The 23,888-nt window shown below is 46.9% G+C and carries 22 protein-coding genes; 12 read left to right on the top strand and 10 right to left on the bottom strand.

What is annotated here, in order from left to right; all coding sequences use genetic code 11:
- Positions 1-78: 78 nt before the first annotated feature.
- From ACYU8Y_RS26330 to ACYU8Y_RS26285, 10 genes are all read right to left on the bottom strand, one after another.
- Positions 79-444 carry a hypothetical protein gene (locus ACYU8Y_RS26330; RefSeq protein ID WP_460941176.1) on the bottom strand — a complete coding sequence of 122 codons (366 nt, stop codon included), beginning with the start codon at positions 442-444 and terminating at the stop codon, positions 79-81.
- A gap of 406 nt (positions 445-850) precedes the next feature.
- Complete coding sequence (locus ACYU8Y_RS26325; protein WP_460941174.1) at positions 851-2,023, bottom strand: sensor histidine kinase; 1,173 nt, start codon at positions 2,021-2,023, stop codon at positions 851-853.
- A complete protein-coding gene (locus tag ACYU8Y_RS26320; protein ID WP_460941173.1) occupies positions 2,020-3,201 on the bottom strand; it encodes a sensor histidine kinase in 1,182 nt (393 codons plus the stop codon). The genes ACYU8Y_RS26325 and ACYU8Y_RS26320 overlap by 4 nt, the downstream gene beginning before the upstream one ends.
- A gap of 5 nt (positions 3,202-3,206) precedes the next feature.
- Positions 3,207-3,986 carry a LytR/AlgR family response regulator transcription factor gene (locus tag ACYU8Y_RS26315; RefSeq protein WP_460941172.1) on the bottom strand — a complete coding sequence of 260 codons (780 nt, stop codon included), beginning with the start codon at positions 3,984-3,986 and terminating at the stop codon, positions 3,207-3,209.
- A 196-nt stretch (positions 3,987-4,182) separates the two neighbouring features.
- Complete coding sequence (locus tag ACYU8Y_RS26310) at positions 4,183-4,578, bottom strand: hypothetical protein (protein ID WP_460941171.1); 396 nt, start codon at positions 4,576-4,578, stop codon at positions 4,183-4,185.
- Between the two features lie 10 nt (positions 4,579-4,588).
- On the bottom strand, positions 4,589-4,813 hold the full coding sequence (locus tag ACYU8Y_RS26305) for a hypothetical protein (RefSeq protein WP_460941170.1): 225 nt from the start codon (positions 4,811-4,813) through the stop codon (positions 4,589-4,591).
- A gap of 73 nt (positions 4,814-4,886) precedes the next feature.
- Positions 4,887-5,072 carry a hypothetical protein gene (locus tag ACYU8Y_RS26300; protein ID WP_460941168.1) on the bottom strand — a complete coding sequence of 62 codons (186 nt, stop codon included), beginning with the start codon at positions 5,070-5,072 and terminating at the stop codon, positions 4,887-4,889.
- 211 nt (positions 5,073-5,283) lie between these two features.
- Positions 5,284-8,913: an ABC transporter permease/M1 family aminopeptidase gene (locus tag ACYU8Y_RS26295; protein WP_460941167.1), complete on the bottom strand. Its 3,630-nt coding sequence runs from the start codon at positions 8,911-8,913 to the stop codon at positions 5,284-5,286.
- Between the two features lie 68 nt (positions 8,914-8,981).
- The gene (locus ACYU8Y_RS26290; RefSeq protein WP_460941166.1) at positions 8,982-9,926 is read right to left on the bottom strand and encodes an ABC transporter ATP-binding protein; all 945 of its coding nucleotides are present in this window, start codon (positions 9,924-9,926) and stop codon (positions 8,982-8,984) included.
- A 249-nt stretch (positions 9,927-10,175) separates the two neighbouring features.
- On the bottom strand, positions 10,176-10,424 hold the full coding sequence (locus tag ACYU8Y_RS26285; RefSeq protein WP_460941164.1) for a helix-turn-helix domain-containing protein: 249 nt from the start codon (positions 10,422-10,424) through the stop codon (positions 10,176-10,178).
- A 484-nt stretch (positions 10,425-10,908) separates the two neighbouring features.
- On the opposite strand from ACYU8Y_RS26285, the gene ACYU8Y_RS26280 reads away from it, so the two are divergent.
- The 12 genes from ACYU8Y_RS26280 to ACYU8Y_RS26225 all read left to right on the top strand — a co-directional run bounded on the left by ACYU8Y_RS26280 (position 10,909) and on the right by ACYU8Y_RS26225 (position 22,072).
- On the top strand, positions 10,909-11,088 hold the full coding sequence (locus ACYU8Y_RS26280; RefSeq protein WP_460941163.1) for a hypothetical protein: 180 nt from the start codon (positions 10,909-10,911) through the stop codon (positions 11,086-11,088).
- Between the two features lie 777 nt (positions 11,089-11,865).
- Positions 11,866-12,117 (top strand): hypothetical protein, encoded by a 252-nt coding sequence (locus tag ACYU8Y_RS26275; RefSeq protein WP_460941162.1) that lies wholly within the window; start codon positions 11,866-11,868, stop codon positions 12,115-12,117.
- A gap of 54 nt (positions 12,118-12,171) precedes the next feature.
- Entirely contained in the window at positions 12,172-12,321 is a 150-nt protein-coding gene (locus tag ACYU8Y_RS26270) for a hypothetical protein (protein ID WP_460941161.1), read from the top strand.
- 12 nt (positions 12,322-12,333) lie between these two features.
- A complete protein-coding gene (locus ACYU8Y_RS26265; RefSeq protein ID WP_460941159.1) occupies positions 12,334-12,474 on the top strand; it encodes a hypothetical protein in 141 nt (46 codons plus the stop codon).
- Between the two features lie 296 nt (positions 12,475-12,770).
- Positions 12,771-12,926 carry a hypothetical protein gene (locus ACYU8Y_RS26260; RefSeq protein WP_460941157.1) on the top strand — a complete coding sequence of 52 codons (156 nt, stop codon included), beginning with the start codon at positions 12,771-12,773 and terminating at the stop codon, positions 12,924-12,926.
- A gap of 35 nt (positions 12,927-12,961) precedes the next feature.
- Positions 12,962-13,084 (top strand): hypothetical protein, encoded by a 123-nt coding sequence (locus tag ACYU8Y_RS26255; protein WP_460941156.1) that lies wholly within the window; start codon positions 12,962-12,964, stop codon positions 13,082-13,084.
- Positions 13,085-13,133: 49 nt separating this feature from the next.
- The gene (locus tag ACYU8Y_RS26250; RefSeq protein WP_460941155.1) at positions 13,134-13,292 is read left to right on the top strand and encodes a hypothetical protein; all 159 of its coding nucleotides are present in this window, start codon (positions 13,134-13,136) and stop codon (positions 13,290-13,292) included.
- A 72-nt stretch (positions 13,293-13,364) separates the two neighbouring features.
- Positions 13,365-13,640, top strand: coding sequence for a hypothetical protein (locus ACYU8Y_RS26245; protein WP_460941153.1), 276 nt, complete (start codon positions 13,365-13,367; stop codon positions 13,638-13,640).
- 326 nt (positions 13,641-13,966) lie between these two features.
- Positions 13,967-15,145, top strand: coding sequence for an HlyD family secretion protein (locus ACYU8Y_RS26240; protein ID WP_460941152.1), 1,179 nt, complete (start codon positions 13,967-13,969; stop codon positions 15,143-15,145).
- A 23-nt stretch (positions 15,146-15,168) separates the two neighbouring features.
- A complete protein-coding gene (locus ACYU8Y_RS26235; protein WP_460941151.1) occupies positions 15,169-17,433 on the top strand; it encodes a peptidase domain-containing ABC transporter in 2,265 nt (754 codons plus the stop codon).
- 71 nt (positions 17,434-17,504) lie between these two features.
- Positions 17,505-18,887: a TolC family protein gene (locus ACYU8Y_RS26230; protein WP_460941150.1), complete on the top strand. Its 1,383-nt coding sequence runs from the start codon at positions 17,505-17,507 to the stop codon at positions 18,885-18,887.
- A 437-nt stretch (positions 18,888-19,324) separates the two neighbouring features.
- The gene (locus tag ACYU8Y_RS26225) at positions 19,325-22,072 is read left to right on the top strand and encodes an IPT/TIG domain-containing protein (protein ID WP_460941148.1); all 2,748 of its coding nucleotides are present in this window, start codon (positions 19,325-19,327) and stop codon (positions 22,070-22,072) included.
- Positions 22,073-23,888 lie beyond the last annotated feature (1,816 nt).

The following is a 23,888-nucleotide window of genomic DNA, read 5'->3' as shown; positions in this document are numbered from 1 at the left end:
TGAAAATGAGTAACATTTTACCTAATCTTAATACAAAAAGTTACCACTCTATAAATAAAAAATATATGATGTAGCTACTTATATTTTCCTACGCACTTCCTGTTGGTATGCCTCAATGCACCCTGTAAATTTCTTGAACGTAAACGGTTCGGTAAGGAAGGTAAACGGTTGCATGAACAGATTCGGAAACTGATGCTTGGGAAAAGGTGAGGTAATGACGACACACGGATGATTCATCAGCTGAGAAGCTAGTTCGTCATGAACAATCTCATCTGGATACCTAAGGTGCAGAAAAACAAAATCGCAGTTTAACCACCATTCCTCATGATTTATATACCCTTCCGGGCCGGTTGCCAAAGTTAATTTCTGGCAACCGGCCCGGAGGATGTATTGACTTAGCAACGACTCACTACCACCATCGTAATTAATTAATAAACAGTGCATATCGATAGGGTAATGTTTCTTCTGGGGTGAATTTTAGTCATTCAATAGACGTAATGCATCTGGTTTTGAGACAAAGCAATCAGACTTACCCGGCTTCTCACAAATCAGTAATAGTAAGCCAACAGGGAAGACCTGATTTGGTGGAGCCTGTCCGAACGCCTACGGCGTTTAAATTGACAACGCGTTGTACTTTGATTGAAGGGCGGTTTGGTTGAACTTGTTGCACTTGCATGGGAGAAAAGAGTTAGGGTTGGGGTGAATTAAATTGTTCATCTCGTTCAGCGCTGTGTGCTGGCTGATTGATGAATTAAATATAGGGGGTAGCCGAAAGGGAATCAACTCTCTTAGACCGGTGCACGAACTCCTTAGACCAATGCCACTTTTTTTTCGACCAATGAAAAAACAATTAGGATCGGGGTGTCTCAACTGGCGCAGAGGCGAGTTGGAGTGTGAGTGTAACCACGTAGCTATCAGCCGAATGCTCCACATCAACCTGATGGGCATCAGGATAAAGCAATGCCAGCCGCTGCCGGACGTTGGGAAGGCCGATTCCCCCTGATTTTTGATCCGGAAAGTTTCGTTCAACAGACGTCGCCAAGCTGTTCTGAACCGTAAAGACGAGCGTGTTCGTCTGCTCTACATGCGCTTCTACCCACACATACGCTTCCTGCTGTTGCCCGCCGATACCGTGCTTAAAGGCATTCTCGACAAATGCCAGTAAAATAAGTGGAACAATGAATAGTTTCTCGTGCGTGCCTTCACTGCTGAAAAGAATCTCGACCCGCTGTCCGTGCCTTGCCTGTTCCAACTGTAAATAGTTTTCGATATACCCTAATTCCTGATCGAGCGAAACGATAGTAGCTTCAGTTTCATAAAGGTTATATCGCATTAGTTCAGCCAGACGCAGTACCAAATTAGCCGCCTGCTCGTCCGCGTTAATTACCCGGGCATAAATACTATTAAGCGCATTTAACAAAAAGTGCGGATTCAACTGCGCTTTGAGCAGGTCGAGTTCCAACAGGTTATTTTCCTGGTTAAGGGCCAGATTAATTAATTCTGTTTGTCGAACATCAAAGCCTAACGACAAATAATAACGGAATAAGGACACCAGTAAAAACAGACTGGCATAAAAATAGGGATTGACCAAAATAAGGCTTACAGCTTCCCAATTGTACAGCCATCCTAACACGCCCAGGTGGTGAATTTTGTACCAATAAAACAGAGAAGACCTGGGCAGTACGGCTACAATTTTTGATTCGGCTATATGCGCTACCGATTGTAGCAAAGGATAGGTAATATACGTTAGCATATGAACCGTTCCCAGCAGTGCAATTGACCCAATAAAAAACCGAAGCCACTGAGCATTGTAAAGGTAACGCACAAACAACCAACGCACATTTACTTCATAAATAAGAATAACCAGGCTATACATGGCGAAGAAAACCAGGTTTTTAATGGGTCGTTCATCGGGACGAATGTATACACCATTAAACACGTATATACTGATACCTATCAGTAACCAAACCGTTAGTCGGCGAACAATTCGCGTGAGTAAGGAACGGATGGAGCGTAACTTCATGAAGCGAGCATTGGGTCGGATCCGACTTTTTCTGAAACTGCATCCAAGTCAAGCTGAAGTTCAACCCTATAATGGTCATCGGTTATGTCATGTGTAACCGTATACCGGCCGGAATACTGAATATCCAGCCGCTTATGAACGTTGGACAACCCCACTCCTCCCGACCGACGAACAGTAGTGAGGGCAAGTTTTCTATGAAGGCTGTTCTCGACGACAAAGTGCAGGACGTTTCGTTCCAGATGCGCATTAATGAGAATATAGGCACCGCCAGCTGCCGACGTAATGCCATGTTTGAAGGCATTTTCAACGAATGCGCTGAGTACGAGTGGCGCAATCAAATATTCAGTCGTTGGGCCAGACGAATTGAACGATACCGTTAGTTGGTCGCCATGCCGCGCCTGCTCCAGCGTTACATAACTCATCAGGTAATCGATCTCCCGGTTGAGCGGCACTCTCGGCACGTTAGCTTCGTACAGATTATACCGCATCAGTTCAGCCAACTTCAACACCAAATCAGCCGCTTGATCATCGACATCAATCATTCGGGAGTAAATGCTGTTGAGTGTATTAAACAAAAAATGGGGACTAACCTGTGCTTTCAGAAAATTCATCTTTAACAAGGTATTGTCCCGATCCAATAACAACCGATTTCGTTTTAGGTCAAATTGTTTTTGCCGGAAAACCATCGTTTCCTGCATAATTTTGATGCTTAGTGGAATGAGTGGAGCCACCAGAGCAAACGCAAAATTCCAGAAGAATACCCGCAGCGATAGAAAGCACCCGAAGAGGCCCGTTGGTCCAATAATAGATTGTATACGGGTTATGTATTGACTTGATTTGGGCAGGCTCGGCTCTACACTAAAAATAGCCGTCCGGTTAAGTAGATAAAGCCCCCAGAAAAGTAGCAGGATAATGAAGGTAAGCCAGCCTATCCGGCGCTTGTAAAAATATTTAGGTAACGCCCAGTACACGGTTCCATAAAAAACGAGTATGTTCTGGCTAACCAATAAAGCAACCAATGAAATCAGCACGGGCCAGTCGACCCCAACGGCCCGGTAAACGATGCCTACGTCAATGCCAGCGATCAGCAGGATGGTAATCGCATGAAGTGCAAGGCGTGCCAGGAGAGGAAGATGACCCGTTTTGGCAATGAGTCGATCAAGAAGAGTACGCTTCACCAGTTTTACATCAGGTTTTCTTTCATCGCTTTCCACACAGATTCCCGGTACGTTACACCAATCGGTACGCGTTTTCCATCGATTGTGGTAATTAGATTTCCGTCAATTTCCCGGATACTTCCTTTGCGAACGATGTAAGACCGGTTGACGCGTAAAAACTGCGTTGATGGCAGCATTTCCTCTATTTTCGTCATGGTCATATGGGTCGTGATGGTTCGGGCTGGTAGATGAATGACCAGATAATCTTTCATTGCTTCCACAAAGACGATCTCTTCCGGTAGTACTTTAATCAATTTCTTTTCTTCTTTAACCAGAAAGAAACTCGCCGATTCTCCAGCGGACTGCCCGGTTTTTGTCGCTGGACGGTTAGCTGGAATCTCCGACAATGCCGGTCCGTTACCGGGTAGTGAGACGGATGGCTGTAATTTCGTTACGGCTTTATTAATTGCCCTCAAAAAGCGATCAAAAGCAACTGGTTTTAGAAGATAATCAAGTACATCCAGTTCGAACCCCTCCAGCGCATACTGTGGCGAGGCCGTTACCATAATAACCTGAGGGCGTGGCGCATTTAGGGACTTTAAAAACTCGATACCTGTCATTTCTGGCATTTCGATATCCAGCAGGATCAAATCAGGTTTTAATTCCTGAACGGCTAGAAGTGCCTCCACGGCATTATAGCTATGACCAACCAATTCCAAGAAGGGTACCCGTTTGATAAACTTTTCTAGTACCGCCTGGGCTGGTTGCTCATCATCAATGATAAAACATCGCAGAGTAAGCGCCATAATAGGAGTGAAGGACTAAAGTCAAATGTACATCTATTTTTCTCTAAGTAGTAATTTAAGGCCATTATCACCGTATACGGTATTAGCGAAAGCTTACTGGTTATTCAATTAACTAATTTCGCCTTGCACACGAACATGTGCAAGGCGAAATAGCCATATGCTATATGATACTTGGCAATAGGTAGATGCCGTATAGCTAAGCGACCAACTCCATTGTCCGAACGTTCCGAACCACTTCGTCGCAATTGGCGCAAGCGCTCGCCCCCTCCTGATGATACCACCGGCAACGATCCCGGATGGCGCAGCTAACCAGGGTGGCTTCTGCCTTTCGGTTCATGGCTTCCACAATCTTGCCTACCAGACTACAACCCACGCTTTCCGAATTCCAATGACCACAACCCGTTTTGGCGCAGTTACTGGCGAAACGGAAGCGCTCTTCCGGGGCACGGCTCTGCTGCCGGGCGGTGTCGACAAATGTCTGATCGACAATGATCGGTTCATCGAGGTATTGAATATGACCGGATGCGTCCTGCACGCCGAAAAGAGCAGCACCGGGTTTCGCGGTTGAACTGGGACAAAGTAAGGAAGCCATGAGTCAGGAATTAAAGGGTCATGTCAGGAAATGTTGGTGGGAACCAGATACCCAGTACGGGCAGGTCAACAATAGGGCTTTTCGCACTCAAAGGGGCTCCGCCATTAACCTGATCCAGCACGTCTTGTGTAAGCTGCCCTTTCTCATCCAGTTCGGCCAGTTTTTTCATAAACTCGGCCTGATTTTCTACCTTGCTCTGTAAGGCCTTAATCTTGTTGTTCATCGATTTTTTCATGATTTCTTTGATTGATTTGTGTTATTGTGACTGTATTTTATTTCGGTATTTAGTACTCTTTTATTTGCGTCAATTACTCCAGGAAGAATCCAAGCCATTTTGGTAAACTTGGCCAGGCACTGCCGCCGTTGACCATATTTAGCGCGTCGTCGGTGAGTTGACCTTTTTCATCTAGCTCGGCCAGTTTTTTCATAAATTCCTCCTGGTTACCCGATGCGTCACGCAGTACGTTTACTTTGTCTTTTATCGCTTTTTCCATGGCTTTTTTGATCGATTAATAGATTTTTTAGCGCTCTATGAATATAACAAAGGTGGCTATTCTGAAGCCCCTGAACTATAACAATCACTTGTAATTCAGTTGATTGAGTTATTATTTATTCACAGTAGTTATACATAAAAGCCGCAACTGGCTGGAATCCGAGTGAAGCGGATTCCAGCCAGTTGCGGCTTGCGTAAAAAAGCCAAAATGGTTATGAATCTATGCTTATGATGTTATTTTTTGGATGACGATCAATGAGCAGATTAAGTGGGTCAATACCTGCCCGTTCGGGCTTTTGATCGACACGCACGGTAATTATTTGCTTAGGTTTCGTGATGTGGTGCCGCTGGTAATACAACAGCTTTTCCTGCTGAATTCCTTTTACTTTGGGCGCGTATACCCCCACCCACATCCACTCGTTCAGGGGACGTGGCGTTTCGTTGCCCAGACTGTCAGCCCATACTTTTTGAGCCTCGACGGTTAGAGTCACGTCGTAGTATTTTCCCACGGGTTTAACCACGATCTGATCCGTTTTGAGTTCATACAGAGTAATCGTATTGACCCAGTCATTTAGTAGCCCCTGCAAACTGTCCGGTGTGACGGCTCGTATCTCGGCCGTTAGGTCATAGGCCGTGGGGTATACACCTGTCTGGGCCACTTTAGCCGTATTCCATCGGTTGCGGTAGTTCTTTAATGCCTTATTGATGGATGCTTCACCCAATTGATCCTGTAAGGCATAGAGTACCAGCGCCCCTTTGTTGTAATGGATGTACGACTGATTTTCGCATTGAGCGAGGGGCTGCTCCTTCCGGGATTCTGCCTGACGCCCTCTCAGGTAGTAATCCAATTCATAGCCCAGAAAAGACTGCATTCGTTCTTTCGGGTAGTGCTGTTTCATCACCATCAGCGCACTGTATTCGGCGAGAGATTCGGATAGCATGGCGCTCCCTTTTACATTGGCTTCCGTAACCTGATGGCCCCACCACTGGTGGGCGGTTTCGTGTGCTGTTACGAAAAATGGCATATCGATATCTTTTGCATCATCAATATCAGCCACGAAGCCCATGTCCTCGCCAAACGGAATCGTATTGGCAAACGATTGAGCATACCCTCGGTAACGGGGAAATTCCATGATGCGTAGCTGGCGGTGCTGGAAAGGGCCGTAGTTCGCCTGGTAATAATTCAGCGACGCCTTCATGGCCCGCATCATACGGTCGAGGTTATGGGTATGGCCAGGATGGTAATAGATTTCCAGACTGATCGGTTTCCCGAACTTACCAGCGTACTGCTCCTTTTTGACCAGGTAGTGCGCCGATACAATGGAATAGAAATTGGCGATGGACGAATCCATTCGGTAGCTGAAGTACCGCCGGGGTTTACCATCAGGCCCTGTTTTTGCCCATACTTTCTGGAGGTAGCCGGGCGCAATAGCCGTTTGTTCAGGGGTGGTACTAATGGTCATGGCAAACCGAATCTGATCGGCATCATCCCCAAATACGCTCTGTCGCCGTCCTATCGGATCGTTTTGCGCACGCATTCGCTCCGTTGGCTTCAGGCCATTTTCTTTTCGTTTGTCGTCGTTCTGCAGTTCGTAGCGCTCATTGTACCCAATACTCGGGAAGTAATCGTTGGTAAAAAACGTGCCATTCTGTACAATATCAATATTAGCCTGACCATTCTTGAACCCCTTGGTTCGATAGACTACATCGAAATCGAGCCGTACACTATCCCCCGCCAGTAATGGCCGGTCGAGGTGATAGATATGGTAGGCGAAATCAGCCACGTATTGATTGTCGACCCGGTTCGGGACTGAAAGCCGTAGCTGTTTTACATGCATCTCATCCGCTCGGTATGTTTGCAGATGGATTTCCTGAATGGGTTGTGTCGTCTTGTTTTTAAGAATATACCAGCCCGTTGCCGAGAAATCGCGGGTTAGCGGAAACAGATCGACGTTCATTGTTACGCTGGTCAGGCGTGGCTGGGGCAGGTCGGCAAACTTCTTCAGGGTTTTCTCATAGCGGGTTAGTTCAGCTTCGACCGCTTTGCTGTTTTTATACGTATTAAGTACGTTGGTGTTGTAGTAAACGTAGCTGCCGCTGGAAACGAACACAACCAGCATCGCCAGGCAAACGGTCAGCACGGGGCGCGTTAACTGGTGGCGACCCATGCGCAAACGCAGTTTCATCAACTCCTCCGACCCTCGCACCGATAGCACCACCGCTCCGGCAAAGAGAATTACGCTGAAGGCTGACCAGTAGAGCGTTGTCCAGGAGAAAGAAGCTACTTGATGCCCAAAGCCATTCATGTCGGAATAAGTCCCTAAGGAAGCGGAGTCGAACAGGAGCAACCGGTGTTCGATGCCGAGGTACGATAAAACGCCCAATGCCACAAAAAACAGGATCAACAGAGCATGTCCGGCGAACTTGTTATTGACCATCGTGTGGATAAAAAAGCCCAGGAGCATAAACGTCAGCATCCCTAGCAACGACCCGCAATAGAGACTCTTGGCGTAAACAGACAAATCGATCAGTGCTCCGCCACCTAGAATGACCTGCATAAGGACACCCAGCCCGATGGCCAGTGTAATCATCAGGAAAAACGCGAGGCCTAATCCCAGGTATTTACTCAGCAGCGGAACCCAGTTTGGTACGGGCAATGCATCACTAATGAGGTTGATTCGTACGTCGCGTTCTTTCCAGATCAGATCGCCAACGTACAGGACCATCAGGATAAACAGAAACAAGCCCGTGAACAATCCCATTTTATGCAACATCATATAGGTAGTAGGTAGCGTTCTGGATCCGTACCAGTCACCCGTATTATCGAAGGCCGAAAAAAGGAACATGCCTAATCCACCGATACTTAACGCCAGAAAGGGAAGGTCTTTCATAACCACTTTGGCGTAAAACAGGGTCAAATGCCCAAGATTGCTAAACCAGGCAGCCTGCCCGTATCTACGTCTGACTTTTGCCAATGGGCGACGTAACGCAATAGCATCCAGTTCGGCCTTTTTGTCGGATTTACGTTTAAGCAGCCCATTTGTCGGTTGATAAGAGAAGAATTGGTAAGTGGCCAGTAATGCAAATCCGGCGATGCCTAGCCATAACAGGCGGTTCCAAAGTAGCATATCCGACAAAGGCAGTAGCTGATTATTCTGCTGGCTGATGGACCAGTATTGCATTAAGTACCCTGTTGCCCTCAAACCAAATGGGTCAAGCAGAGCCGCCGTTTCGCGCCGGTCAATCTGGGAAAGTAAGGTGCCTGACAAAAGGTAGAGCATCAGAAAAACCATGCCTTGTGTGAAGACAACCAACATTTTGCGGCTGAGCGCGCCGACGGTGAAGAAAATACTGCCAACAATCAGTGCGTTTGGTACAATAATCGTCCAGTAGGGCTGCCAGTAAGTGGCCGCTCTGAACGGTAATAATCGGTCGGCATTGCGCCAGGGAGCGATCTCGCCCAGCATCAATCCCATCGGAATGGCAGCCAATGTAAGCAACAGAATGGACATGGCCCCCAGGTAACGGCCCGTTAAAAATTCCCACTGACGGATGGGCTTTGTAAAAAACAACGCGTCGGTGCGGTGTTCGAAATCGCGCACGACCGACACGCCCATGATCGCCGAACTGATGAGGACGCCCATCATCATAAAGAGAATTAGGCTAATGCGTACCACGACCATGGTTGCATTGTCTTTCACGGCCCCGCCCGATAAACCCTGAATCAGATCAGTGGTAACCGTCGCGAAGCTGAGGCCCAGCAGTAGCGCAAAAAACAAATAGGTTGCGGGTCGGTTTCGGCGATAGCGAAACTCGAAACTGAGAATGGATAACCAGTTCATAGAACAGAGGGAAAACGGATGGACGAAAAGAGTTTCCAGATCAGACGCATTGCGTATATATTACACCGTTAGGCAGCTAGCGCATGCGCCGTTGACCGGAAACGATCGGCATTTTTAGCACCGGTTATTTCGGTAAAATAAACCTCTTCTAACCCAGCCTCAACGGGAACAAATCCATAGCCGGGCATCGATTTGGCATACACGTAGATGACCGGTTCGCCGGCAATCATGCGCTCGTTAATGACCACATGTAGTTGCTGCATCGACTCTACTTCTTGCGGACGCACGGACTTTTTCCAGATTTGCCCTTCAAGCCTGGCCACTGCTTCAAGCGGGTGACCCGTTAGCAATACCTGCCCTTTATTAACAATCGCCATCCGACGACATAGTTCCTGCACATCTTCGACGATATGGGTCGATAGAATGACGATGGCCTCCTGACCTAGCCCGGCCAGCAAATTCAGGAATCGGTTGCGTTCGGTAGGGTCCAGGCCCGCCGTTGGTTCATCCACAATAATTAGTTTGGGATTACCCAACAGCGCTTGGGCAATACCGAACCGCTGACGCATACCGCCCGAATAGCCGCTCAGGTTGTTTTTCCGAACGTCCCACAGGTTAACGCGATGGAGCAGCGTTTCGACTGTCTCTTTACGCTCAACCCGATTATGAATGCCTTTCAAGACGGCTAAATGATTCAGCAGGGTTATGGCATCGATGCGCGGATAAACCCCAAAATCCTGTGGCAAATATCCCAGCACCCGGCGCAGTTCGTCCGGTTGACGAACAGCATCAATATCCTGACCATCAACATCCTGCAATACTATATGTCCTTCGTCGGGTAATTGCAAGGTAGCAATCGTACGCATCAAACTTGATTTGCCCGCCCCGTTCGGGCCCAGCAGCCCAAACAACCCTGGCTCAATCGTTAACGATACGTCGTTCAGGGCACGAATCGAACCGGCAGACTGCCCGTTTTGATACGTCTTGGTCAATTTATCGATTAGTAACTTCATGTTTGTAGGGGAAATAAAGTAAAATAGGATGATAGCCAGATTTGGATTATCGCTCGCTCGGACAAAGCAACTTCTCAGAAACTGGTCGGGGAAATTATATCGACCAATGCCTCGTTTTCTTCGACCAATAAGGAAGCAGAACCGACGATTGAAACGTCTGCAGTTCAGCCATAACTGCTTACTATTATTAGTACGGCAATGCATCGTACTGACATTCTCGTACGATGTTTTCGGCTTCGTAGAATGTGGCTAGTGCACCTTTTTATCCTGTTGCAACACTGCGATAATCAAATCGTTGAGTGGTAAACTGAGCAGATCGACCAGACTAATGCCGTACAAAGAGGTTACCTGCTGCAAAACGGTCAAGGATAACTCGGTCCGACCCGTCTCCTTTTTGCTATAAGCGGCCTGGCTAACGCCTAACTGAAAAGCAACGTATTCCTGGGGATAGCCGTGAATCTCCCGAAGCTTGCGGATTTTGATAGCAATGTGGTTCATAGTATAGATTGAAAAGTTTGTATCATTTGATCGATACAAATCAATCTTAGTTAGACATGAACAGAAACTTGTTTCGACCAATGCGCTCACTTCATCGACCAATGTGTCATTAACCAAGCTGATTGATCAGTACGCCCACCCATTACATCGATAAATGACGAGTTAACTGCCTTCTATCCCTGATAAACGGTACTTCCTTTATGGTATATGGCTTTCTAATGAGACATAGCAGTAAGGCCATATACAAAAAAACTGACTTTAAAGAACGTGCCTATCAATGAAGATATTACCAATTTCTCCTCCGGGAACGACGATTTAGTACTGATAATAATTTCTATATAACTTATCTGAATAAACTATATCTCAATGGGTTATGATACAACTGATTGTTATTGAATCCGGCTCAATGGTAGGCAACCTTTGTTGCATCAAACAGGACAAAAAATCAATTCCAAATCAATGTTAACCATAAAGCTAAAAAGCAATGAAAAACCGTATCAACTCCGAATTCTCTTTTGAAGTCTGGATGAATAATGACTTCGACTCTATGGCCCACGAAGCTGGCTCGTTCGATGACAATTGGCTCGTATCTGCTGGCGACCTATTTGGCCAAATAGACCTATCGATGGATGATTCAGCAAATTACTACGACGAAGCTGCCTAGTCAATCAATAGCAACTCAATTACGAGCAGAAAAATTTTTACTGAAATGGATAAATTTTTCTCACTATAGCTGAACATATAATAGTAGTTATCCATTATAACCTAATCGAATAAAATACAATATTTTGTTGTTGATAGCTGATTATTTATCGCACAACTTTGTCCCATCAAAACGGAAACAATTAACAGGAATTAAGACAATACACACACTAAATAAATCGAGACATTATGCAAAATACATTAATACAGTTAAACGAATTAGCGCCGTTGAGCGAAGTCGAACTACCACAAATAACGGGCGGTAGTGATGACGTACCAGTGATGATAGATATCTATTTTCCCCGGCCTTTTCCCATCATAAAATTTCCCCCGATCAAGTTCCCTCCTATCAGATTACCGTTACCAATTGATCCAGGTACACTGTAGTCCAGCGAAACAACTCATTAAGACTAAACTACGCATAGTAACTATACAGAGTAAGCTAATTATCATCTCAATCCCTCATTTACAAAGCACGTTTTCCGGAACGATAAGCGTAAAGAGTTGGTGGAACGAGAGGGATTAATCGCAGAAAAATCAATAGCCATATAACGTATCAAGCTGGTGGGGTAAGATTGGGCAATTCCCCTGCTCTATTGACGGGGGAATTCTTTCAACAACATAGCAGACCCAGTATAAATTAGTACTAGAGGTTATAAAGTAAAACCAATAGCTATTGAGCTAATGACTTATTTATCAGACATTTATGTTACAAATAAACTAAAAATAACCAGAAATCATGGCTAAAGTAAATGTATTGGTCGTAGCTGGCTTACTGCTCCTGGCGACTGCCTGCAAAGAGAATTCTCCTGTGGTACCCGTCCAGGCGGCATCTCAAGAAACCTCTTCAGAACCCGTACTGATTGTCCCCTTGGACGATTCGGTATATGTGAACAAAGGCAAAGGCAGACCTGACAAGGTAAAGCATGAAGTGCCTGGCCCATTATACCACGTCGATGTGATGCCGGAAGAGATAGTAATAGAAAAATAATAACGAAGTACCTGTTTAACAAGTAGTTTAACCTAGTAAATCAATTCAAAAAACATGCTGATAGACCTAACGAAAACGGAATTGGGGACCATTGAAGGTGGAAACTGGCTCAATGACCTGGCTCGCGCAGCCGACACAGTTCTCGACGTTTGCGATGACTTTCAAAATAATGGATCAAATCGTCCATTTCAGAAATACGAATAAACTAATAAACGTATGCAAACAGATAACCAAACTCAGGAGCTAACTCAAAAAGAGCAACGGGAACTAACAGGCGGCAACTGGCTGTACGAAGCGGCAAAGGCTGTTGCCGATGCCGTCCTGGATATGCTTAGCTACAAAGGGCCACAGGCATAATGCCGTGACCGACCATACTCCATCTAGTTCAATAGCTTGGAGGTATCAATTGCGAATTAATTAATAGACACAGGGTTGGCGATCTGCCGAATAACTCAAGGAAGATGCCTGTAATACGTTTGATAGCTATCGGGCACAGATCCCGTAGATAACGATCAGGCAGACGGTTTTCACTAGCAAGAGACGAGCTCTGTGGTATAGATTGAGAGTGCCCTCCTGGCCAACGCATCCCGGGTAAGCCGTGGCCGGAAGGAATAGTGTATACATTGTTTTATACCATTTTAATAAACCAAATCATGACTAATTTTAATCTTGACCAAGTTGAAGTAGTTGAATTGAAAGCCATTGAATTGACCGAAGTTGACGGTGGTTACTCCTGGGCGGAATTTAAGCAGGATGTTTCTGATTTCTTTTCTGGAGTCGGCGAAGGTTTTAGCAATCCTCGTAAATAAAAAAATTATTATTCACTATTTAACTATCTTTTACTATGAAACTGTTAAGCCAAGAAGAATTAACCTCTATTAATGGTGGTAGCGAAGCAACCAGAGAAGCAGGTCGCGTAATTGGCGAATTCTTTCGCGGATTCATGGATGCTTTCGGGTTTTCTTAATATTTCCTTCATTTTTGTTTAATCATTTTTTCCTTTAAAATCCAAAGCAATGAATACTCTTACTGTTTTAGATCTTTCCGTACTCGAGTTGAACGAGATGAATTTCAACGATATGGCCTTGGTTGATGGTGGAATGACTGCCTACGAAGCGGGTCGGGCTGCTGGAGCAATTCTACAAATTGCAGCCACTATTATTGCCTTTTTATAGGTCTACTTTAGAATAATCACGCGAAGACAGGTTGCTAAAGTAGCAACCTGTCTTCCTTAAAAAAACCTTGCCATGAACTTAGAAAAAACGTTAACTTACAATCGAATATTTAGTATAATTGCAGTAGTTTTGCTTTTTATAACTTATACATTTAATGATAAAAGTGCTTTAAAAGAAGCACTCTCAATAATTGTCCCTATTTCGCTTTTTATGAATTTCTTTATAAAAAAGAAGATCACGGAAAGTGAAACAGGTCATCCTGTACCGTTTAACATCAAAAGGATTGCCTTTGAAGTGATTTTTTTGAGTGTAGCTCTCATTAATTTTATAAAATTAGTCTGGTTATAATAAGTATGATGATATAGCTTACAAAAGCGAAATAGCATCACGTTTAGATTTTTTCAATAATCAACTGCACAGACTACATTGTTAAGCAACACATATGGTTTTTATTAGTCATCCTTACTGCTTTTAAAGCGCAGCTCCGCATTGGAGTTGCGTTTATCATTCGTGTTTATAGAATGCCAAGAGTAGATTACGGGTCATTTTACCCAACAGTACAACCCGATCGCATACGGTATTCCCCACCGTTATAAAGTACAACTACCTGTTATTGAACCTCGTATAGCATCGACCGACCTTTGAGATAAGATTTTATCCCAAACGTCAACGCGATGCAACATCAACTACACCCGCCTACTGTCATTGAGCACACGACGGAGGCTTATCTGCCCCAGGTTACGGTTCGGGGGCAGCTTATCTATTGCTCCGTTACCCTGGCCATTGTGGCAGCCCTCTGTGCCCTACCGTTCGTGCATACCGAGGTATCTGTGCAGAGTAGTGGCATGGTTCGCACGGTGGCCGAACGCAATGAACTTCGCCCCCTTGTGGCAGGCATCATCGCTGAAGTGCTCGTTCACGACAATCAACCGGTACACCGGAACCAACCCATGATCCGGCTCCAGACCGACGTACTGGACAGTAAACTCCGGCTGAACCGCTCCCAGCAAAGCGAAAAAAACCTCAACATCCACGACCTCGACCGGCTCGTACACGCTTCCCGCCAAAACCTGTTATCAATATCCGGTCTGCAATCACCAGTGGTACGCCAGCAGTACGAACAATTCCGGTTTTTGCTCACCGAGAACACCCAGACGCAAACCAAGCGCAAACGCGAGTTAGACGTCACCCAGCAGCTTTACCAGGACAAAGTTTTGGCGAAGCAGGAGTTCGAGGACAAAGAATACACCTACAATACGGTGGTCGCCCAATACGCATCGCAGATAGAACGGCAGGTGAGCGAGTGGCAGGCCAGCCTCAACCAACATCAGCTTGCCCTCGATGAACTCCGCGCCCAGGAACGTCAACTACTCAACGAGCAAAAACTACACACAATCAAGGCACCCGTGGATGGCACGGTCAGTCAATTGGGCGGCCGTTATGCCGGCTCCTACGTACAGCCCGGCGAAGTGCTCGGCGTGATCTCGCCCGATTCCAACCTGATGGTCGAGTGTTACGTATCGCCAAAAGACATTGGCCTGCTGCGACCTGGTATGATCACCCGCATGCAGGTCGACGCCTTCGACTACAATCAGTGGGGCATGGTGCAGGGCAAAATCACCGAAGTATCGAACGACATTATTGTAATGAACGATACGCCCGTGTTTCGGATCAAGTGTCAGCTCGACCAGAATTTCCTCGCGCTTAAGGAAGGGTACAAAGGCTATCTCAAAAAAGGCATGACCGTACGGGCACGATTTGTGGTGACGCGTCGCACCCTGTTCGACCTTCTCTACGACAACGCCGATGACTGGCTCAATCCAAAGAACACGCCTGCCTTAGCCACGAAATAAACGAAACTCCCTCCTAAGAAATCATGGCAAAGAAAACGATAATCAAACAACACGATATTACCGACTGCGGGGCGGCTTGTCTGGCGTCGATCTCGGCGCACTATAAACTCATGATGCCCATTGCCCGCATCCGGCAGATGGCGTCGACCGATCAGAAAGGAACGAATGTGCTGGGCATGATCGAAGCGGCTCACCGGCTGGGTTTCCAGGCGAAGGGCGTACGCGGCACGTTCGAGAGCCTGAGCAAGATTCCCAAACCGGCTATCGCTCACATCATTATAAAGGAAGTCCTGCACCATTTTGTGGTCATCTACGATGTGACGGACAAACACATTGTTGTGATGGACCCTGGACCGGGCAAATTCATAAAACACACCCACGAGGAGTTTAAGAAAATCTGGACCGGCGTGTTGATTCTCCTGCTGCCTGATGATCAGTTTACGGCCGGCAATGAGAAAGTGTCTGCCACGCAACGTTTCTGGCAGTTGGTACGGCCACACCGCAGTGTGATGATACAGGCGCTCTTTGGTGCGTTGATTTATACGGTGCTGGGTCTGTCGACGTCGATTTATGTACAGAAGATTGTCGATAACGTCATTGTGGAAGGCAACCGGAATTTGCTCAACCTGCTCAGTATCGTGATGGTTCTGATTCTGGTGTTGCAACTCTTCATCGGCAGTATGAAAAGCATGTTTGCGCTCAAGACGGGGCAGCAAATCGACGCGCGGCTGATTCTGGGGTATTATAAACACCTGATGAAACTGCCGCAGCAATTCTTCGATACGATGCGGGTGGGCGAAATTATTTCCCGAATCAACGACGCGGTGAAGATACGGGCGTTCATCAATGATGCGGCTACAGGCCTGGTTGTCAACGTGTTCATCGTGTTATTTTCCTTCGGTATGATGTTCACGTATGACTGGAAACTGGCGATGATCATGCTGGCCGTCATTCCTTTCTACGGGGTTATTTACCTAATCGTCAATAAGCTGAATAAGAAATATCAGCGGACGCTGATGGAAGATGCCGCCGAACTGGAGTCACAGCTGGTCGAGTCGCTGAACGCGATGGGTACCATCAAACGGTTCGGCCTGGAGGAGTTTGCCAATGTCAAAACGGAGACGCGATTCATCAAACTACTCAAAACCATTTTCACCTCGGCCCGCAACTCGGTCTGGTCGGGCAACGCGACGGAAATCGTGTCGCGTCTGTTCACCATCGTACTGCTCTGGGTGGGGTCAGGCTTCGTTATCGACAACCAGATTACCCCAGGTGAGCTGCTATCGTTCTACGCCCTCATCGGCTATTTCACCGGTCCGGCGAGTCAACTAATCGGGGCTAACCGAACGGTGCAGGACGCACTCATTGCCGCCGACCGTTTGTTCGAAATTATGGATCTGGAACGGGAAGAAACCGAGAATAAGATCGAACTTAAACCGGAGATGATTGGCGATATCCGCTTTACCGACGTATCATTTCGCTACGGAACCCGTACGCAGGTATTCGATAACCTCAGCTTAACGGTACCCCGTGGGAAGATCACCGCCGTTGTGGGCGAAAGCGGGTCGGGCAAGTCCACGATGCTGTCACTGCTGCAAAACCTGTATCCGCTCCAGAGCGGTAGCATTCACATAGGCGATTACGACATTAAGCACATTAGTAACGACAGCATCCGGCGTCGGGTGAGCGTGGTTCCGCAGAAGATCGACCTCTTTGCTGGAAACGTAATCGACAATATTGCCATCGGCGAATACCAACCCGACATGCAGCGGATTGTAGCCATCTGCCAGCGACTCGGCATCACGGATTTCATCGAGAAACTCCCCAATGGTTTTCATACCTACCTCGGCGAAAACGGGGCAAGTTTATCGGGTGGACAGAAGCAGCGAATTGCTATTGCCCGGGCCCTGTACCAAAACCCCGACGTCTTGATTCTGGACGAGGCTACCTCGTCGCTCGATTCCATTTCGGAGAAGTGCGTGCAGGAAACGATTCAGCACTTGCGGGAACACAACAAAACCGTCATTCTCATTGCACATCGATTAAGCACCGTGATGAATGCCGACAAAATTGTGGTCATCGAACAAGGTAAACTAATCGAAGAAGGGTCACACTTCGAGTTACTGGCTCAGAAAACCGCTTATTACAAGCTCTGGGCCTCCCAGATGCCACTAACCATTACTACGATGGCCCAGTCGCCACTGGATCTACTCCAGATTAGTGCCAATGGCGATCAATCCGTTTCCAGAATTGACAACACCGACTCTAAATCCGCCCTGGTCGCATGAAACATATATGCTTACTCTTATTCGCATTGAGCCTATTTAACCCGGCTTGGGCTCAAGGTCCCCTATCCGCCTTGCCAACATCCGCCGAACCACGCTCAACTACGTTGACGCTGGAACAGTGTATTACATTGGCGTTGGAAAATCAGCCAGCACTGCGGCAGTCAGTCCTGCAAAAGCAAGTGGCTGATAACAACATGGAGCAGACCCGAAAGAGTCAATTGCCAGTAATTTCGGGGATTACTAACCAGGGAATGAATTTTGGGCGCAACGTCGATCCGTACACGAATGGCATCACCAACGCTCAAATCGCAACCAGCAACGCAGGGTTGGGATTAAACTGGACTATTTTCAACGGATTTCAGGTCAAGAATACCTTGTTCCAGCAAAATTTGATCGCCCAGGCGAGTCAATTTGACGTGGCAGCCATTAAAAACAACCTTACACTTAACACGCTGCTGGCTTATTTGCAGGTACTATCAGCTCAGGATTTATTAGCGGCAAGTGCGGTTCAGGTAGCGGTATCGCAGGCTCAGGTTGAACGAACCGAAAAGCTGGTGAAGATGGGTACGGTCGCTCCATTTAATCTCTATGATGCTAAAAGTCAACTGGCCATCGATGGTATGCAGCGTGTACAGGCCAAAACGAACCTGAATGCAGCCCTGCTGACCTTGTTGCAGGTACTGAATCTGCCCGCCACCACGCCATTAGAACTTGTGCGACTATCGGACACGATATCGATACAACCCAGCTTAATCGATGCGCACCAGTTGTATAGTCAGGCACGTACGTTCATGCCTGAGGTGCTGGCTGCCGATCTCCGGACGAAAGCTGCACAGAAAGGAATTGATCTGGCCAGAGGGCTCGCGTATCCAAGCGTGACGCTGACGGCGAATTGGGGAACGTCGTTCTCAAGCGCAGCCCGGCAAAATATACTGAGCCCAGATATGATTGAGCAAACCACAACCGGCTTTGTCGATGTGTCTGGGCAGTCATATCCGGTAAAAGTGCTGGCCCCAACATCGGCGACGGAGCGCATTGGCTATTTTCACCAGCTCGACAATAATCAGTATAAAAGCGTGGGTGTAAACATCCGCATTCCGATCCTGAATGGTTTTCAGGTACGCTATCGAACGACCAATGCGCGATTACAGCAGCAGTTAGCCGAGTCACAGGCCGAAGGTGTCCGGCGCAACCTAAGGCAGGCTATTGATCAGGCCGCCAATCAGCTAGAAAACGCTTACGACCGTTATAATGCGTTGAAACAACAGGTTTCGGTACTAGGGCAGTCCTTTAATGCTGCCGAAGCCCGATATAACGCCGGTCTATTAAACGCCGTAGAGTACAATCTGGCGAAAAGCAATGTTGACCGAGCGTCGGTTAATTTGATTCAGCTTCAATACGAGACGATCCTTCGCGAGAAGATTGTTGACTTTTATAGGCGGGGTGAGTTATAACGGGGCACTAACTCAAACTCATCTTAATTTAATGATAAGGTTGTGGATGCAATCTGTAATTATTGAGCTAAATCAGTGTGGCACCTAAACTGTTATAGGCTGGTTCCTGACTAAGCTTACAAAGGATTGTATGTTGCGGTTTACCGATATTAAATACTAATTTTTTATCTACCAAAAAGTCGTTTAGTTAAACGTCCGAATGATATTGGGAAAAGATAGAATAGGGATTTCGGCAATGTGCTTACCGCTTGTGCTTGCAGTGGAGAGAGTTTCCTGCGTCTGATCCTGTTTTGTATAGAGCGTCTACAAAGCCGTCTCAACTACCTCCAGCTATTCCGCTTTATAAAAAGGCTAACCACTGGCTAAATGAAACGATTGTTGTGTTGCCAATAGGACTGTATTTCCCGACAAATACAGCACCAAACCAAACACCGATCATGCCAACCGAGTCGATCCTTAACGCACAACTGGCGTTAGCAGAAATGAAAACAAATCCAGTCCTGCGCGACTGGCAGGAACGAAATCACGATTTCTGGAAAGATATTCTTAGTAAAATGCCACCTAATCCGCTGGAGGTATCCGACTTTCAGCCCCGGCAGGGCTATCCGGGTACCATGCTCGAACTGATGGGAGCAGATTTTGGCGATGTTAACACACCCATCACCGTAACAATAGGGGGCGAGACGGCCCTGGTGTTGGAGCGAACGCCGGTCTGGATGCGGGTATTGACGGGTCAGAATACCAAGACGGGTAAAGTAGAGGTAACCGTGGGTGTTAACTCCGCCACCGGCCCGGCTGATTTTGAACTGGCTAAATCAACAACCTACTACGACGACGGGCCGCCGGTTGTCCTGAAAAGCCAGGGATCGTCAGGACAACCCGGTTTAGCCAAAATGGGTACCATAAAAGTATTTGTGGCCTTAGTGACGCCCAATGACCTTACCGCAGTACCCGCCAACATCCGGCAGACAATTGTTGATCAATGGACGGCAGCCACTACCTATTATAATCAGGCCAGTTTTGGCAAATGTACGTTAGCCCCCACAGTGTCCGCCAACTGGACTACACTGAGTGGCGCATTATCCGATTATTACTGGTCAACAAAACTGGATGCCGACGGTAATCCGGTGCTCGATGATGATGGCAACCCGGTTGGTTATGATAACTTCTGGAACATTGACCGTGTTGCCGCCGAAGCCGTCAACGCTAACCTGACCGCCATTAATAACGGTAGCTTTGATATGGTAGCTGTCTGTGGCTTCCTCAATGGAGCCTTTTGCCGAGGGTGGGGCAACATGGAGAAACAAACGTTCTCTTATGCGGGAAACGGGCTGGCCATTTCGGCTCAACTCAACAAGAATACGCCCTTCATTACCGTAGGCGAGGTATCGGACTGGGGAAGGCTTTGCCACGAAGTTGGTCACAACATCGTAGATCCAGTATTTAACAGTGCTACGCTGGGTGAAGACGTGTATGGTTCTGATCTGATTGACGCCAGCGAAGCAACAGCCCAGACTTTCGATATCATGGGCAATCACGACTCACATCCACTGTTTTCCGGCTTTCACCTGGAAAATTTAGGCTGGCTCATCGATAACAATCCCGGTAATATCGATGCGGATAACAGTGGCATACCGGGCCTGACCAATATCCGGAGGGTGCAGTGGGATCGGAATCCTAACTCGATTGATGTTGATCTGATTGCACACGGTTTGGCCGAGAACAGTACGCAGGGCCAACATCACGTACTGAAAATCATGATTACGCCTTCACTAGCCTATTACGTCGAAGTACGCCAGCAGCCGGGAGCCACAGCGCAGGTGTTCGATACCCAGATTCCGGTTGGGGCCTCCCCTAACCAGGGCGGAGTCGTGGTTACTCGCGTACTGACTGATACGGTTAACAACAATCAGCAGACTCGGTTCATCACCCTGGCCCATGATCCGGTTGTACTAACCCAGGGGCAGCAGGCCGTTGATCCGCTACGGGCGCTGACAATCAGCGTCCTCAACGACAATATACAGGCCCGGCCGCAAATCTGTCGCGTACGAATAGCCTGGGCACAGGTCATTGGAGACGACCCCGCCGGACGCTTTGATCTGCGCATTACGCCCTGGAACAGCGATTTCGAGACGCCTGATATCTGGATTGATCGACCACCGATGGGCACCTTTACCAATCTGTCGGATAGCGAAGGGCGGCCAACGGGCTCGGGGGATAAACCACTGGTGGGCACCATCAACCGATTTATCAGCCGGATCCATAACGATGGGGTTGACCCAGCTACTAACGCCCTAGTTACGTTCTATTCGATTACGCCACCGGGCGTGGGGGACAACGGCTCCTGGACTCCGCTCAAAACGGTATCAGTGGCTACGGTGGCGGCCGGTGGTTTCTTTGATGCGGCAACCAACTGGGTACCGCTGGTTGGCGAGCATACGTGCCTGAAGGTATCCCTATCGCAGCAGCTTGGCGAAATCACGGGCGGCAATAACCAGGCGCAAGAAAATATCTTCGATTTCGACATGCCCAGCAGCAGCCCTGTAGAACCGGTTGTGCTGCCTGTTGCGATTCGCAACCCCTCCCCTCGCCGGGAACGAATCCACTTGATGCCCAGCCTCGTCGGAAGGCAGGTAAAAGACTCTTTTCTGGTAGCGCTACCTCACCAATGGGTGTGGGTAGATGGCAACAGCGAGCGCATACTGAACTTAGTCGTAATCGCTCCGATGACCATGGAGCGCTATCTGAAAATACCGCCCGTTCAGGTACGGGTAGCGGGCTTTCTCGAACGCAAGTACACCCAGCCCGATCCGAAAGGGAATATTCCAGGTGAATTTTTAACGCCCATCGGGGGCCTGACCGCCCGGTGCAAACCCAAACGTCGCGGGCGTATCGACATGAGCGCCAAGCAGGAAAACCGGAGCATTGCAGTTTTTGGTCGTATACAACCCGCAGAACCCACGCAAAATGTACTGCTGGTGACCACAGGCCTGCCCAACGGCGATCTGGTCGTTGGCCAAGTGAAGGCAACAAATGGGTCGTTCGAAACGAAGCTATCCGTAGCTGTCATCCTTCGCAGCCACCCCGAGCTACGGGGCGAAACGATTAAGCTGGTGGCTGTACTGGTCGACTCTTCCACCGTTACGGAAACGCGTTCGGCTCCTGCGCAGCTGATACATCTCTAATTAACGGCTAGGCGCTGGTCATTGGGTGGCTCAACACTTCCTAACCACCGAATGACCAGTCCATGAGGTCCATAGCTAATTTGACTTACCTGTGAACTACTGATAGCTTATTCTTTAGGTTCAATTGGCTTAGAAAGGAGATCGTTCAAAAAAATGAACCTGCTATATTTTACTGGACAGTTTATTAAGATTAATTATAGTCGTGGTCAATAAAATATAGTAAGTCCACTTAACATTTTGTTGGGGCATTGGCCAAACACCCAATCGGCTTAAAGATGTAACTATATTGGTTCTTTTGTGCAGATTAGTTCATTTGTTATCGTTCAAAAAAAGGTCAAACATTATCACTAACTGAACGAGAAGTAATCAGCTACTAAAACCGTTCAATTAAACGTCCGAATAAAATAAGGACAAGACACCCTAAGTTTCTCCCTGATTAGATAACAAGGCGGCTATTGTCAACTTGTAAAAGAGTATCTACAACTTTTAGCTACAAAAATTTTTTCCTTTTTGTAGCTAAAAGCTCAATAAGCCGGGGGGTAGTAAAAAAACGGAGTATGACCGGGGGGGTTTCAACCGGTAGTACCCGGCATCGCTCGTAAACTGATTTTTACAGTATATTAGTATAGTTGTCTACAGAACGAACAGCCCTGACGGAACTATCGAGCTTTCCGCTTGGCGAATTATGGTAGGGAGGTTCGATTTTCTAGGACGAACTGCTCCTCTTGGTTGGGGGTTGAATCAACAAGATTGCTTGAATAAGAAATCGAGACAATCGTTTTGCTCTCTTTTCAATTTGACTACTCCAAGGCTAAATCAGATCTATTTGGTTTGACTTTTTTTGTCAAAACTACTGCCTCAAGGGGTAGTTTAAGGCCTTCGTAATAATTTCTTGACATTTTCACCTATTAACTTAACAATCAATATACATCTCGAAACAATGACCATCAAAGTACATATTTGCGGTCATATATGACCACAAATTATCTGAAGGTCTCTCCAGAAATGCAGTTTGATAGCTGAATTACCCTTTATAGGCTAGTTGTAGCTTTGCCAATTTGTTTAGTTAAGTGCAGGGTTAAAGCGGGGCATGAAGAAGTGGTCTTAACATGAAGAGCTTTATGCCATTAGTATCTGGTGTTGTTAGGTATTGTTTTATGGCAAAGTTACTAATGAGAGTTGATATTAGCTATTGGATCTCCCGGTTGACTTGCAGTTGTTGAGGTCAGACAATGGCAGGTCAAACCATACTTATCATACTAAAACTACTGCCGCAAGACCTATTTTTAAGACCAAATTCACAAATCTCCGGCCTATTTGTATATGTAACTCATAATCAATCAAATAACCTCACCCATGTATTTCGGAAGGGGGTGTTCAGTATAGTATATCATACGGAAGCGTCAGAAAAAAAATCCCATAAAGGCGTTTTTCTTGAAAAACGGCCAGGTCGATCGTTATTCAAATAAGGACATGATTGAGAAGTTTAACGCCTTAAATTAGCCTGATTTAAACAGTTTAGTATTTGTTTCTTTTTAGTTATACCACCTTCTTATGATAAAGATACTTTTGGAAGTTAGGGTAGGTAGCGTATATATTGGCGATGGTACCCGGACAGGCTTTGGAGTCGTCCAGCGAATAGTATTTTAACTGAAATAAACTAAGTGTCTTTTTCCAATCTACTTCGCCTTTTATTTATTCAATACAAATTTGAGGAACTCGTTTTGATTATGACTCAATAATACGAAGATGGTAGTTTCAGCTACGCGATTGGAGCAGCAGATAGGCTGGCGGGCAAACGAAATGTATTCCAGCA

Source organism: Spirosoma humi (assembly GCF_054776575.1).
Note: the sequence above shows the minus strand (reverse complement) of the source record. Positions and strands in the feature narration are given on the sequence as shown.

Excerpts from the sequence above, each read along its gene's own strand:
- ACYU8Y_RS26315 (WP_460941172.1), bottom strand. The coding sequence starts at position 3,986 with ATGGCGCTTACTCTGCGATGTTTTATCATTGATGATGAGCAACCAGCC.
- ACYU8Y_RS26245 (WP_460941153.1), top strand. The coding sequence starts at position 13,365 with ATGAACTTAGAAAAAACGTTAACTTACAATCGAATATTTAGTATAATT.
- ACYU8Y_RS26305 (WP_460941170.1), bottom strand. The coding sequence starts at position 4,813 with ATGAAAAAATCGATGAACAACAAGATTAAGGCCTTACAGAGCAAGGTA.
- ACYU8Y_RS26270 (WP_460941161.1), top strand. The coding sequence starts at position 12,172 with ATGCTGATAGACCTAACGAAAACGGAATTGGGGACCATTGAAGGTGGA.
- ACYU8Y_RS26280 (WP_460941163.1), top strand. The coding sequence starts at position 10,909 with ATGAAAAACCGTATCAACTCCGAATTCTCTTTTGAAGTCTGGATGAAT.
- ACYU8Y_RS26265 (WP_460941159.1), top strand. The coding sequence starts at position 12,334 with ATGCAAACAGATAACCAAACTCAGGAGCTAACTCAAAAAGAGCAACGG.
- ACYU8Y_RS26295 (WP_460941167.1), bottom strand. The coding sequence starts at position 8,913 with ATGAACTGGTTATCCATTCTCAGTTTCGAGTTTCGCTATCGCCGAAAC.
- ACYU8Y_RS26325 (WP_460941174.1), bottom strand. The coding sequence starts at position 2,023 with ATGAAGTTACGCTCCATCCGTTCCTTACTCACGCGAATTGTTCGCCGA.
- ACYU8Y_RS26330 (WP_460941176.1), bottom strand. The coding sequence starts at position 444 with ATGCACTGTTTATTAATTAATTACGATGGTGGTAGTGAGTCGTTGCTA.
- ACYU8Y_RS26275 (WP_460941162.1), top strand. The coding sequence starts at position 11,866 with ATGGCTAAAGTAAATGTATTGGTCGTAGCTGGCTTACTGCTCCTGGCG.
- ACYU8Y_RS26240 (WP_460941152.1), top strand. The coding sequence starts at position 13,967 with ATGCAACATCAACTACACCCGCCTACTGTCATTGAGCACACGACGGAG.
- ACYU8Y_RS26235 (WP_460941151.1), top strand. The coding sequence starts at position 15,169 with ATGGCAAAGAAAACGATAATCAAACAACACGATATTACCGACTGCGGG.
- ACYU8Y_RS26250 (WP_460941155.1), top strand. The coding sequence starts at position 13,134 with ATGAATACTCTTACTGTTTTAGATCTTTCCGTACTCGAGTTGAACGAG.
- ACYU8Y_RS26310 (WP_460941171.1), bottom strand. The coding sequence starts at position 4,578 with ATGGCTTCCTTACTTTGTCCCAGTTCAACCGCGAAACCCGGTGCTGCT.
- ACYU8Y_RS26285 (WP_460941164.1), bottom strand. The coding sequence starts at position 10,424 with ATGAACCACATTGCTATCAAAATCCGCAAGCTTCGGGAGATTCACGGC.
- ACYU8Y_RS26225 (WP_460941148.1), top strand. The coding sequence starts at position 19,325 with ATGCCAACCGAGTCGATCCTTAACGCACAACTGGCGTTAGCAGAAATG.
- ACYU8Y_RS26300 (WP_460941168.1), bottom strand. The coding sequence starts at position 5,072 with ATGGAAAAAGCGATAAAAGACAAAGTAAACGTACTGCGTGACGCATCG.
- ACYU8Y_RS26290 (WP_460941166.1), bottom strand. The coding sequence starts at position 9,926 with ATGAAGTTACTAATCGATAAATTGACCAAGACGTATCAAAACGGGCAG.
- ACYU8Y_RS26260 (WP_460941157.1), top strand. The coding sequence starts at position 12,771 with ATGACTAATTTTAATCTTGACCAAGTTGAAGTAGTTGAATTGAAAGCC.
- ACYU8Y_RS26255 (WP_460941156.1), top strand. The coding sequence starts at position 12,962 with ATGAAACTGTTAAGCCAAGAAGAATTAACCTCTATTAATGGTGGTAGC.